Raw genomic sequence first — 12,992 nt, 5'->3', positions numbered from 1 at the left:
AGGCTCAAAATAAAAGAGGGTTCTCTTTATACAAAAGTAATCATCAACGTCATTTTCTTCGTTCTTTTTATCAGGTCACTTCTTGATCTATGTCTACTAGGCTCGTTGTTACTAGCAGTAAACTAATGTCGCGCGAGTGACATAAAAACGATTTTCTGCCACTCAATTGTATTGTTTCATCCACAACAACAAGGGGTAGGATTATGTCATTACAAGGTAAAGTCGCACTGGTAACTGGTGCTGGACAAGGTATTGGTCGAGCTATTGCGTTACGTTTAGCAAAAGAAGGGGCTGATATTGCTCTAGTTGATTTAAACGAAGAAAAAATACTTGCTGTCGCTCGTAAAATAGAAGGCTTAGGACGAAAAACAGCCATTTTTAAAGCCGATGTTAGCGATCAAAAACAAGTCTATGCCGCGATCGACCACGCTGAAAAAGTATTAGGTGGTTTTGATATTATGGTGAATAACGCGGGTATCGCGCAAGTACAAGCGATTTCGGATGTTACACCAGAAGAGCTCGATAAAATCCAAAAAATAAACGTCGGCGGTACGCTTTGGGGAATTCAAGCCGCCGCGAAAAAATTTATTGCTCGCAAGCAAAAAGGCAAAATTATCAACGCATCTTCCATTGCAGGTCATAATGGATTTGCTCTGCTGGGTGTTTACTCGTCTACCAAATTTGCAGTTCGCGCTCTAACTCAAGCTGCGGCGCAAGAGTACGCAAGCCAAGGTATCACAGTAAACGCTTATTGCCCTGGCGTAGTTGGAACAGACATGTGGGTTGAGATTGATAAACGCTTTTCTGAAATCACCGGAGCAGCGGAAGGTGAAACCTACAAAAAATATGTAGAAGGTATCGCGCTTGGTCGTGCGCAAACACCAGAAGATGTCGCAAATTTTGTATCCTATCTTGCTGGCCCAGACTCTGATTATATGACAGGGCAAGCACCATTGATCGATGGTGGCATGGTTTATCGTTAACCGATCAACAAACATAAATGACAATACTAAAAAGCCACCATACATCTCGTATGGTGGCTTTCTTATCTGACCATCACAAAGAAATAACAGGTCTCTAGGCGCTAAAAAACGAAATGAACCAAGGCTTGTAGCACAACAAACGACATCACACCCGCTAGAATATCGTCTACCATGATACCAAAGCCGCCACCGACATTTTTATCCAACCAAGAAATGGGCCAAGGCTTCAAGATATCAAACAAGCGAAACAACACAAAACCCAGCACTATGTAAAACCAGCCTGCTGGCGCTAGCCACATGGTAATCCAGTAACCGACAAACTCATCCCAGACAATCCCAGAGTGATCATGAACGCCTAAATCTTTGGCCGTTTTATGACAAAGATAAATACCCACGATCGAGGTAATAATCAGCATCAGTAAATATTGCTGATTCGTTAAATGCTGAAGAATAAAATAGAAAGGTATAACCGCCGCCAGCGTACCAAACGTACCTGGTGCTTTTGGTGCTGCGCCCGAACCTAAGCCGAATGCTAAAAAATGTATTGGATTTCGCCAAATGGAACGAGGTACAGGATGTGCCATGAATATTTTCCGTGTCTATTAAAATCTAAAATTAGAGTAAATAACCATCGTCATTTGCTCATTAAAAATGTTGCCAGCCTTCTAGCTCACTATGATAACCATCAATTTCAAAACCAGATTCCACGATGGTCCCTATTTTAGTGCAAGGCAAATGCAATGTCTGGGTAATTAACGAAATCTCTTCGGCCATCTCTGGCGACGCGGTAAAGCAAAGTTCATAATCATCACCACCGGTTAACGCAAGCACTGTTGCCAGCTCTGGTTGCCATTGGCACAACTCATTAGAAATAGGCAGTGCATGAACCTCTAATTTTGCCCCGACACCGGACGCCTTTAGTATGTGCTGAAGATCTTGCGCCAGTCCATCAGAAATATCCATCATCGCATGCACGACTCGTTTTAAAGCCATACCGGCAATTAAACGCGGTTGGGGGCGCCAAAATCGATCATAAAAATAGTCAAAACGCTCGCTGGTTACTTGAACCTCTCCCGTGACAATCGGCACCGCAGCGCTGGCATCACCCAACAGACCAGTCACGTAAATATCGTCACCGACGTTAGCATGAGAACGCAGTGGTACTTGATCCGCTTCCACATAGCCATGCACTTGTAAGGTAATGGTTAATGGCCCTTTTGTTGTGTCACCACCAACTAAAATCAATCCAATGGGTTCTGCAAGCTCAGCCATGCCTTGCGCTAAACCGGCAAGCCATTGCGGATCAGATTCTGGAATCGTGAGAGCGAGTGTGAAAAAAGCGGGTTTCGCACCCATTGCCGCCAAATCACTCACACAAGTGGCAACGGCTCGGTAGCCAATATCTACAGGGTCTGCGTCTACTGGAAAGTGCCGCCCTTCTACTAAGGTATCCATCGAAAAAACCAAGCTTTGACCAGAAGGCACCACGACTTGCGCGCAATCGTCCCCAATACCCAATAATATATCGTTACGCCCATGCGTATCCGCCATCATTGAGGCTTGGAAAATATTTTGTATTAACTCAAATTCTTTCAACAGAATACCCTTTTTCTGATACCGTTTAACGCCCGACCATAGCACTAGAAAATCTGACTATCGTACTAGAAAGCCTGACAATGAGACCCTACAGTGGCTGTTATTCATGGCTAAAGAGAATACCCCATTGGCCAAACAATGTCAGACACGGCATCGCGGCTTAGCGCCCTAAGATTTCAGCTCTTTCGTCAAGGCATTCATAGGAGCCCATTTCGAACTCTCGACAAATCCACGGGCGATTTTCATAAATAGTACACATCAAGGTGTCACGGTCGACCGCGGAACACCAGCCATCGTCTAAACGCAGCATGGTTTCTGCCCCCCATTCATCCACAGAAATATGCTTCTCTGGCACGCCTGTATCAGTAATAATCATGACCTCTAAGCGACAACAGCACGCCTCACAATTGGAGCACGAAACTTCTGGAACGGTGACATTTTTAATCGGAATGGTCATTGCTATCTATCGTTAATTAAGTCGCTCTATAGTACTGCAAAATACAAAGAGGTAATAATTGTATATTAGCCATAAAAAAGCCCCTGCATGATCACTTTTCAGTCATCCTACTGGGGCTATTTGCCATTTCACAATGGCGTTATCTCATTGACTCACATCGCCGAAAAGACAATGTTTTAGCTGTTTCGACGAGCCGCGATTTCTTCACGACGAACGCGTTGTGCTAATTTATCAAGAATACCATTAACGTATTTATGGCTTTCTGATGCACCGAATCCTTTCGCAAGCTCAACACCTTCGTTGATAACAACACGATATGGAACATCCAAACGCTCAGACAATTCATACGCACCGATACGCATAACGGCAAGTTCGATCGAGTCTAATTCGCTCAACGAACGATCCAAAAGCTCTTCGAATAAATCGTCTAATTTTTTTGCACGACTAGTAACGCCTTGCAACAATTCACGGAAATAGGCCTTATCACATTCGCTCATGTCTTGGTCTAGGGTGAATTGTGTTTCGATTTCACTGACAGGTGAATGATTCATCTGCCATTGGTAAATCGCCTGTAGTGCCAAACGACGAGAAGCACTGCGCATTTGAGAACGTGAAGGTTTTTTTACCTTACGTTTCTTCGGTGCCGGATTTTGGTCGTTTGTTGTTTCCACTTCGCTCATTTTTTGCCTCAGTTATCCAGACTACGTAGGACAGCCACGGTTTCTAGGGCAGACAATGCTGCTTCTGACCCTTTATTGCCCGCTTTTGTACCTGCACGCTCAATCGCCTGTTCAATGGTATCTACGGTCAACACGCCGAAAGATACCGGAATACCATATTGTAGCGCTAATTGGCCAAGGCCTTTCACACACTCACCAGCAACATATTCAAAATGTGGCGTACCACCACGAATGACCGCGCCTAACGCGATAATGGCATCGTGCTTTCCTTGGTCAGCCACTTTTTTTACGACCACTGGAATTTCGAATGCACCAGGTGCACGAACAATGGTCAAATCTTCCTTGCGAATACCATGGCGCACTAATGTGTCCACCGCACCTTCTAATAAACTTTCAACGATGTAGCTGTTAAAGCGACCAACAACAAGAGCGAATTTCGCACCTGGTGCTGCGAAGTGACCTTCGTAGGTAGTAATATCGTTCATTATCATCTCTCTTAATCTTGTGTCACGGCTGCTGTATCAACACCCGGATAAGGAATAAATTCAACCGCTTCTAAATCGAAGCCCGTCACCGAAAATTTCTTCGGTGAACTTAATAAACGCATTTTACGAATACCAAGGTCTCGCAAAATTTGTGATCCAGTACCCACTGTCAAATACGTGCCAGAACCACTTTTATCTGACCCTTTTCCAGCAGGTGGACACAGCGACGCTTCAAAACTGCTCGCTAAATCATTGGTTTTATCTGGGCTGTCGATCAACACAACCACACCTTTCCCTGCTTTACCTATGTATTCAAGTGACTTACTCATCGACCAACGAGGCTCGTCTGACTCACTAAGAATCCCTGCAAAATCACGCGCAGGATCGGCCACATGAACGCGAACCAAACTCGGTTCATCATCACTAATTTCGCCTTTTACAAAAGCAAGGTGAGATAAGCCCTGAACGGTATCACGATAGGTAATCAGATTGAATTCGCCCGCCTCTGTTTGCACAGTACGTTCGTTTTCACGAACCACTGTGGTTTCATTCAGCGTACGATAATGTATCAGGTCGGCGATTGTACCAATTTTTATGCCGTGTTTCTCGGCAAACTTTTCTAAATCTGGTCGACGTGCCATTGTTCCATCATCATTGATGATTTCAACGATGACAGAAGCGCCTTCATAACCGGCCATACGAGCCAAATCACAACCTGCTTCAGTATGCCCTGCACGACTTAATACACCACCAGCACGCGCCATCAAAGGGAATACATGACCGGGCTGAACAATGTCTGATGGTTTCGCATTCGCCATCACTGCACGCTTCACGGTTAACGCACGATCTGCGGCTGAGATCCCCGTCGTTACGCCTTCTGCCGCTTCAATCGATAGCGTGAAGTTGGTCGCATAAACCGTACCATTATCATTGACCATCAAAGGCAAATTCAGCTGTTTACAACGCTGTGGCGTTAACGTCAGGCAAATTAGCCCACGCGCGTTAACCGCCATAAAGTTAATGATTTCTGGAGTAATGCATTCTGCTGCAACGATTAAATCGCCTTCATTTTCACGATCTTCATCGTCCATCAAAATAACCATTTTACCTTGACGGAAATCACCTAAAATTTCATCTACACTGTTTAACGCCATCTTAATCTCACTTCTTGTTATATAAGGACAAGTGTCAGGACAAGCTCATTGTGAATACTACGCGTCGTACTTTATCTTTTTCATCGTATTAGAAATCTGTTTCTATGCGTCGTCTTCATAATGATCTAAATATTTAGGAACATAAACTAAGCGAAGGTCTTGACCCACTTGACGCACGGACGTTAACTCTAAATCCAGCGCTTCGCCCATTTGATCCAACGGCAGCTGAAACATGGGTCGAGCAGTCGAACCAAGCAGTTTTGGGGCCATGTAAACGACAATTTCATCGACCAAGCCTGCTTGTATAAAACCACCGGCTAATTCGGCTCCAGCCTCAACCAACACTTCATTAATCCCAGCATCGGCCAATTGTTCCATGGCATTCAATAAATCCAAACGACCATCTTCGCCACGAGGTGCAAAACGAATATCTACGCCTTTTTCTTGCAGCACATCAAGATGCTCAGACTCCACTTCTTCTTCCACGACAAACACACAAGCTTGATGGCTTGGGTAAAGAATTTTAGCGTCTGGAAGAATAGACAGCGCCGTATCCATCACTACACGAAGTGGTTGACGAACATTTTTGGCTTCTGTTGGTTGATCTAAATGATCAATGCGCACTGTCATACTTGGGTTATCAGCTAATACCGAGCCAATACCCGTTACAATGGCATCGCTCTGCGCTCGTAAGCGCTGCACATCTTGGCGCGCTGCAGCACCTGTAATCCACTGACTTTCGCCAGATTCCATGGCGGTGCGACCATCAACACTCATCGCCATTTTTACACGCACAAAAGGCAAGCCTTCTCGCATACGCTTAATAAAGCCATGATTTAACGATATGCAGTCTGCTTCCAATACCGGCCCGATGACCTCGATGCCCGCTTTTTTTAATTTTTTAAGCCCTTTACCCGCTACTTCAGGGTTTGGATCTTGTGTGCCAAATACAACACGCGCGATACCCGCTTTAATGAGACCATCAGCACAAGGGGGTGTTTTCCCATGATGGCTACATGGCTCTAATGTCACATACGCCGTCGCTCCGGTCACATCTTGTGTGGCGTTCGCTAGGGCATTCACTTCGGCATGACCTTCCCCAGTACGAACGTGGTAACCCTCACCGATCAGCTCATCTTCTTTAACGATAACGCAACCCACTCTTGGATTTGGGTGCGTTGAGTACAAACCTTTTCGAGCCTGTTGTAGCGCTTTTGCCATCCAGTGTTCGTGATTATAAGTCATGATTTATTCTCTTCGTTCAAAACGGGCAATGGTGCATCGTCATCTTTATTGCTTTCTAGATGATCAATAGCATCGCGGAATTCACTAATGTCTTTAAAGCTTCGGTACACGGAAGCAAATCGAACATAGGCAACTTGGTCAAGGCGCTGCAATTCTTCCATCACTGCTTCGCCAGTCCAGCGGGACGGTAACTCGCGTTCGCCTGTGGCTTGCATTCGTTCCATGATGCGAGTAATTGCGGTTTCAACTGCCTCTATACTGACTGGGCGTTTTTCAATGGCTTTTAAAATACCACTGCGCAGTTTTTCTTCGTCGAACAATTCTCGACTGCCGTCGCTTTTAATCAGCTTAGGCATTTGCAGTTCAGCCACTTCGAATGTAGTGAAGCGCTCCTGACAATGGCTACAAGCACGACGACGGCGCACTTGAGAACCTTCAGAGACGAGGCGGGAATCAACAACTTTGGTATCTTGCGTTCCGCAAAATGGACATCGCATGGCATTTCCAGAATGACGGTAAAAAGGGTAATAAAAGCCAATTAAACGACTCTATTTTCTATCAATAATAATACCAATCTCATCTAAATATAGCTACCAAGTGGTACCCGACCAACGCACCATAAAATGATTTAGATCACAGGGCATGAGGCTAAGTCATTTACCTGTCTTAACTCTTTATTAAGAATCAATAGATTTATAAACCAAGACCTTTGTACAATGTAAAAAACGCGACTAAAACAACAAAAACGGTCAAAAAAAGACCGAATAAGATGAATATATAAGGATATAAAATGCCTTTCGCAGAATTATCAGGGCTCGTGGCAGCGCTGTGCTGGACAATATCTAGCTTGCTGGCACCTAAACTAATTCAACGTTTTGGAACCATGCGTTTTAATACTTTTCGAATCGTAACCGCCAGTGCTATTTTGCTCTTCATCAGCGTCATAACACACCGTTTTGATCCCTCTTTATGGGCACATAAAAACTCCATAATGCTGTCTGGCATATTAGGTATTTTCCTAGGCGATACGTGTTTATTCAGTGCTGTGCATCGTCTTGGTCCTAGACGAGCGGGTATTCTTTTCGCCACCAATGCGCCTATCGCCATCCTATTGAGTTGGTTGTTTTTAAACGAATCACTCACCTTATGGCAACTGTTCGCCTGCGCGTTAGTGCTCATTGGTGTGGTCATTGCGATCCTTTTTGGCAAACGCCAACAAACTCACGACTGGGAACAAACCAAAGGCCGTTTAAGTGTCGGTATCCTGATGGCATTAGGCGGTGCTTTAGGCCAAGCCAGTGGCGCCTTGCTAAGTAAACCCGCGCTGCTTGATGGCGCAGACCCCATCGCCGTATCGGCATTACGAGTGTCCACCGCTGCTATCGCCCTTATTCTTGCTTATGGGCTCTATTACCGTCATCACTTACCCGTAAGCGCCACGCCTTTTCAGAACCTCACCAGCAAAGATTTTATGGGATTAGCCACCATTGCGGTGGTCGGTATGGTGATTGGCATGAGCGTTTTGGTCTGGGGAATTGGCCACGCCGACGTGGGCCTAGTAACCACATTATCGGCCACGGTTCCTGTATTAATTTTACCTGGACTATGGATTACCACCCGACAACGACCTTCGGGTGGCGCTTGGCTAGGCGCAAGTTTAGTTGTTATGGGAGCCGCGCTGATTATTCTTCATTAGGGTCAGCTGTGCTATCCTAAGGGCACTTTGTTTTGTCATCGCCCCTCGCTTTTTATTGGTTCATTAGGGCAAAGAAAAACGAGGCGCTTTCACTTATTTACTCATCTACTTCAGGAAATTAACTCGCTTATGGCTCAGTTTGTTTACAGCATGAACCGCGTAGGAAAAGTCGTACCTCCTAAACGCGAAATTCTTAAAGACATTTCTCTTTCATTCTTCCCGGGCGCTAAGATCGGTGTATTGGGTCTTAACGGTTCTGGTAAATCCACCCTGCTTCGTATTATGGCCGGTGTAGACACTGAGCATAATGGTGAAGCTCGCCCGATGCCCGGCATCAAAATCGGCTACTTGGAACAAGAACCTCATCTTGATCCAACAAAAAACGTTCGCGGCATCGTAGAAGAAGCTTTTGCTGATGTTATTGAAGCAATGGCTCGCTTAGATGCAGTTTACGCAGAATACGCAGAACCCGATGCAGACTTTGACGCCCTAGCAAAAGAACAAGGCCAGCTTGAAGCTTTGATCGAAGCCAAAGAAGGTCACAACCTAGAACGTGCGCTAGAAGTCGCGGCGGATGCCCTTCGCCTTCCTGACTGGGAAGCCAGTGTAGAACACCTTTCTGGTGGTGAACGTCGTCGTGTTGCACTGTGTCGTCTATTGCTAGACAAGCCAGACATGATTCTTCTAGACGAACCAACTAACCATTTGGATGCAGAATCCGTTGCTTGGTTAGAGCGCTTCTTGAAAGATTATCCCGGTACCGTTGTGGCGATTACCCATGACCGTTATTTCCTAGATAACGCCGCTGGCTGGATTCTTGAATTAGACCGTGGTCACGGTATTCCATACGAAGGTAACTACTCTTCTTGGTTGGAACAAAAAGACGCTCGACTACAAACCGAAGCGAAGCAACAAGCCTCTCATCAAAAAGCCATTAAATCTGAGCTTGAGTGGGTTCGTCAAAACGCCAAAGGTCGCCAGTCTAAATCGAAATCTCGTCTTGCTCGCTTCGAAGAAATGAGCTCGAAAGAATTCCAAGATCGTAACGAAACCAACGAATTGTACATTCCACCAGGCCTTCGCCTTGGCGCGAAAGTCATCGAAATCGAAGGCGTTAGCAAAAGTTTCGAACACAAGATGCTACTAGAAGACTTCAACATGGTGGTACCGCAAGGTGCGATCGTTGGAGTGGTCGGCGGTAACGGCGCGGGTAAATCAACCTTGTTCAAAATGATCGCCGGTCTAGAACAACCAGACACAGGCACAGTCACTCTTGGTGAAACTGTACAACTGGCTTACGTGGATCAAATGCGTGAACTAGACGGCGAACAAACCGTTTTTGAATCCATCGCTGACGGCCAAGACATGATCACGGTGCATAACTATAAAGTTCCGTCTCGTGCTTACATCGGTCGCTTCAACTTCAAAGGGTCAGATCAACAAAAACTCGTTAAGCACTTGTCTGGTGGTGAACGTAACCGTTTGCACCTTGCCAAATTGCTTAAAGAAGGTGGCAACGTATTGCTACTGGATGAGCCGACAAACGACCTTGACGTAGAAACATTGCGTGCACTAGAAGACGCACTACTGGCCTTCCCCGGCGCCGCGATTGTTATTTCCCATGACCGTTGGTTCCTTGACCGTATCGCCACACATATCCTTGCGTACGAAGGCGATTCAAAAGCGGTATTCTTCGAAGGTAACTACGCAGAATACGAAATCGACCACAAGAAACGCACAGGCAACGAAGCCACACCAACACGTATCAAATACAAACGTATTGATGCGTAATTCCTAGTTAATAGGATTGGTTTAGGTTTTAGAGTGAGAACCGCTTTCAGAAATGGAAGTGGTTTTTTTTAGTTGCTCTTTTATAGGACGTTTTTAGATGATCTTGCTTATAAACTCTAAAGCTATTTGTATTTGTACCAGCAAAACTTACTTTATCTAACAATCCTTGTTTTTCAATAATATGAAGTAAAATCCCCATTTCATTTTGCTCCATTTTTTCCCCTATTAGAATCCCAACTAAATCCTCTTTCTGGTAAGTTTTTAGACCAGATGAATGCTTTAGGAAACGATATTCTCTTTCATTCCAAAAATCATACGGCTTCTGTGTGAGGCAATGCGCAAGAGCTTGCCAGTTATAGTTTTGCTCTAAATTAGCGCCAGAAACATTCTCAACACCTTGATTTTCATATGGTCCAAAAAAGGACCTTCCATGCACATATTTAACTTTTTTATGTGATGGAGCATTCAAGCTATTTATAAGACATTCTTTATGAAACACAAGACAAAACCCACGTAGCTCATTTCCGTAATGAGCCCAAAAGAAAGGAGATTCTGCTATCTCACTAGCTTCACCAATTGCCATTGAAAGAATTCCAACATCATCTTTTTTTATAGTACTAAATATATCAAACATCCCTTCAGTAGGATCATTTAATTGCTTAGAGCTAGCGAAGTACAAGCTTGACTCGATTAAAGCACTTAACGAATTCACACTTACAGTTCCAAATTTATATAAATTCATGATATTCCTAGTCCATTAAAACTTAATGAGCAATTAAACATTGATCCATCATATAACACGCGGTCTCTCATATCTCATATCTCATTTCAGAATGTAAGTGGAACAATATTGAGAAAAAAGCTAGAGATAGGGCGCCACCTTATTCGTATTGCAATATATAACTGGGGTGTAGACTTGGTTGAAAGGGTCTGGTAGTCGCCCTTAAACAATGGTGTTTCAGATGTACTCTTTCAGACCTTCCCCCTCACAAGGCACAAGGAGAAGAGACTGGCTAGGCAATCACTTCTATCCCTTTTTGCTCTACAAGAGACAGCATTTTCAGCGCGGCGCCTCTAGGCTTACTTTCGCCTTGTTCCCATTTTTTGACGAGTTTGTCACTGACGTTTAGGTATTGAGCAAAAACAGGTTTAGAGAGGTTGTTAGCCAGTCGTAGTTGACGAACTTTCTCAGGCGTAAATTCATGAATAGACATGAGGCACAATGCATCAAACTTACGCATAGTCGTTTTGTCTATCACACCAACTTTGCTTAGCCCTTTGGCTGTTTTATGTACAGATGTTAAAATATCACTCACGATCCTCTCCTTTTCCACTAGCACCGACTGTCGCTAATTAAACGGTTTTCGTTTTTAATTTTAGCTCTAGAATGAATATCTAGATCATTTGCTAACAGCCTTCCATGATTTAACCAGTTCTTTTTGGTCGATCATTTTGTACACCCATTCACGGCCATCTTTTTCTTTCTTAAATAGCGCTAGTTCAACCAAACCGTTTAATGTTGTCGCCGCTGTATTGTAGGAGCAACCAAGATTATCTTTCACATTATTGATGGTAAAAGAAACGGCTCTCTCACTTTTTGCCACTTGGAAAACGGTCTGTTGTTTGTCCGTCAATTTACGATACAAGCCTGAATCCCAAAGCCATCTATTGAAGGTTTCCATTTGTTCGACTGATTCTTTATAAGACGCTTTGAACTTATTAATTGCTCGAATAATAATGCGACATTGGTAGTCAATAAAATAAGTTAGATCCATGCCATCTGTTTCAGTGTAAAGGTAGCTTTTACCGTATTGCACAGGGGCTTCTTTTAATAGCAAGCTGATTGCAATGTAACGAAACGCAGCAAACTCATTTTTAAACATGTACCAATAAAATAATGCTCTGGCGACACGACCGTTTCCATCATGGAAAGGGTGTTCATAGCCAATACGAAAATGCAGCGTAATGGCCTTTACTAAAGGGTGGATGTAATCCGCACTCTCTGCGTTGTGATGATCCTCATTAACCCACTTTACTAGCGCATTAAGCCGAGTATTCAAATGTTCTGCTTTTGGCGGCGTGTGAACTACTTCGCCATCATTATTCTCTACAACCACATCATCAGTGGTGCGAATCACACCCGGCTTATACTTTTCATCTTCAATTCCCTCTACACCAATTTGATGAAGCTCCTCTATAAACTCAAGGGAAAGGTCTTTATTTCTATGCTCCCACGCAAACTTCATCATCCTGAAATTGCCGAGAATCATTTTCTCATCAAGGCTTCTGGGCTTTCTCGACCGCTTTAGCATATCTTTTGCTACTTTCGTCGTTGTCGCGGCACCTTCTAGCTGACTACTGCTAATCGCTTCATCTTCTATAAGGTCATTTAGCAAATAATCTAAATGCTTGTGCTCTCCAATCTTGTTACACATCCACTCAAGTGCCGCAGTTGTGGTATTGCGATCCGTTTCACTAATGGCTTTTTGAATCGTTGGAGTAAGGCAAAAGCTAGGGAAGCTAAAATCCTCATCTTTCCCAATAAAATAAAGGACGTGCTTCTGCTTATTTCTAGCCTCTTTCATTAGAGACCATACCACTGAAGGATCTATTTTTTTGGGTAGACGGTGCTTAAGTTCATCAAAATGAAAGTACCGCCCTTTGCTATCTACTGGGTTCATGTACTCCATATGATCTGCAAACATTTCTGCCGACTGACTAGCAAGATACTGAGTTGGGTTTTTTATCAATTCTTTAGGCGGTGAAGCAATCATGGCTATCTCAAAAACAAGAGTAATTGAGATAAAGATAACAAAGAAACATATATCTGTCTCAAAAAAATAGGATTTTGAGACAGGCACATCTTTAGGAGCACAAAACCTCAAACTTCCGCATGGTCGTTTTA

The 12,992-nt window shown here is 44.0% G+C and carries 14 protein-coding genes; 3 read left to right on the top strand and 11 right to left on the bottom strand.

Annotation, left to right across the window (positions count from 1 at the left end; genetic code table 11):
• Positions 1-203 precede the first annotated feature (203 nt).
• On the top strand, positions 204-983 hold the full coding sequence (locus E0D70_RS11070; protein ID WP_133012352.1) for an acetoin reductase: 780 nt from the start codon (positions 204-206) through the stop codon (positions 981-983).
• A gap of 101 nt (positions 984-1,084) precedes the next feature.
• Here the strand turns inward: E0D70_RS11070 and E0D70_RS11065 are convergent, their stop codons facing one another.
• The 8 genes from E0D70_RS11065 to nrdR form a co-directional block, all read right to left on the bottom strand.
• Positions 1,085-1,567 (bottom strand): phosphatidylglycerophosphatase A family protein, encoded by a 483-nt coding sequence (locus E0D70_RS11065; protein ID WP_133012351.1) that lies wholly within the window; start codon positions 1,565-1,567, stop codon positions 1,085-1,087.
• Between the two features lie 61 nt (positions 1,568-1,628).
• Positions 1,629-2,579: a thiamine-phosphate kinase gene (thiL, locus tag E0D70_RS11060; protein WP_133012350.1), complete on the bottom strand. Its 951-nt coding sequence runs from the start codon at positions 2,577-2,579 to the stop codon at positions 1,629-1,631.
• 160 nt (positions 2,580-2,739) lie between these two features.
• Positions 2,740-3,036, bottom strand: coding sequence for a YkgJ family cysteine cluster protein (locus tag E0D70_RS11055; RefSeq protein ID WP_133012349.1), 297 nt, complete (start codon positions 3,034-3,036; stop codon positions 2,740-2,742).
• A 176-nt stretch (positions 3,037-3,212) separates the two neighbouring features.
• Positions 3,213-3,716 (bottom strand): transcription antitermination factor NusB, encoded by a 504-nt coding sequence (gene nusB, locus E0D70_RS11050; RefSeq protein ID WP_133012348.1) that lies wholly within the window; start codon positions 3,714-3,716, stop codon positions 3,213-3,215.
• Between the two features lie 8 nt (positions 3,717-3,724).
• Entirely contained in the window at positions 3,725-4,201 is a 477-nt protein-coding gene (gene ribH, locus E0D70_RS11045) for a 6,7-dimethyl-8-ribityllumazine synthase (RefSeq protein WP_133012347.1), read from the bottom strand.
• An 11-nt stretch (positions 4,202-4,212) separates the two neighbouring features.
• Entirely contained in the window at positions 4,213-5,355 is a 1,143-nt protein-coding gene (gene ribBA / locus E0D70_RS11040) for a bifunctional 3,4-dihydroxy-2-butanone-4-phosphate synthase/GTP cyclohydrolase II (protein ID WP_133012346.1), read from the bottom strand.
• A 102-nt stretch (positions 5,356-5,457) separates the two neighbouring features.
• Positions 5,458-6,600: a bifunctional diaminohydroxyphosphoribosylaminopyrimidine deaminase/5-amino-6-(5-phosphoribosylamino)uracil reductase RibD gene (gene ribD / locus E0D70_RS11035; protein WP_133012345.1), complete on the bottom strand. Its 1,143-nt coding sequence runs from the start codon at positions 6,598-6,600 to the stop codon at positions 5,458-5,460.
• On the bottom strand, positions 6,597-7,097 hold the full coding sequence (gene nrdR, locus E0D70_RS11030) for a transcriptional regulator NrdR (RefSeq protein ID WP_133012344.1): 501 nt from the start codon (positions 7,095-7,097) through the stop codon (positions 6,597-6,599). The genes ribD and nrdR overlap by 4 nt, the downstream gene beginning before the upstream one ends.
• A 293-nt stretch (positions 7,098-7,390) precedes the next feature.
• Here nrdR and E0D70_RS11025 point away from each other — a divergent pair, with 293 nt between their 5' ends.
• Both E0D70_RS11025 and ettA read left to right on the top strand, forming a co-directional pair.
• Entirely contained in the window at positions 7,391-8,296 is a 906-nt protein-coding gene (locus tag E0D70_RS11025; protein WP_133012343.1) for a DMT family transporter, read from the top strand.
• Positions 8,297-8,425: 129 nt separating this feature from the next.
• A complete protein-coding gene (ettA, locus tag E0D70_RS11020; RefSeq protein ID WP_133012342.1) occupies positions 8,426-10,087 on the top strand; it encodes an energy-dependent translational throttle protein EttA in 1,662 nt (553 codons plus the stop codon).
• A gap of 46 nt (positions 10,088-10,133) precedes the next feature.
• Here ettA and E0D70_RS11015 read toward each other — a convergent pair whose 3' ends face one another.
• The 3 genes from E0D70_RS11015 to E0D70_RS11005 form a co-directional block, all read right to left on the bottom strand.
• Positions 10,134-10,829, bottom strand: a complete 696-nt coding sequence (locus E0D70_RS11015; RefSeq protein WP_133012341.1) for a DUF2971 domain-containing protein — start codon at positions 10,827-10,829, stop codon at positions 10,134-10,136.
• Between the two features lie 271 nt (positions 10,830-11,100).
• Entirely contained in the window at positions 11,101-11,403 is a 303-nt protein-coding gene (locus E0D70_RS11010) for a helix-turn-helix domain-containing protein (protein ID WP_133012340.1), read from the bottom strand.
• Positions 11,404-11,487: 84 nt separating this feature from the next.
• Complete coding sequence (locus E0D70_RS11005; protein WP_133012339.1) at positions 11,488-12,861, bottom strand: Fic family protein; 1,374 nt, start codon at positions 12,859-12,861, stop codon at positions 11,488-11,490.
• Between the last annotated feature and the right edge of the window lie 131 nt (positions 12,862-12,992).

Source organism: Marinomonas flavescens, assembly GCF_004352835.1.
In the GTDB taxonomy this organism is placed as follows: Bacteria; Pseudomonadota; Gammaproteobacteria; order Pseudomonadales; family Marinomonadaceae; genus Marinomonas; species Marinomonas flavescens.
This window is presented reverse-complemented; position numbering and strand designations above follow the sequence as displayed.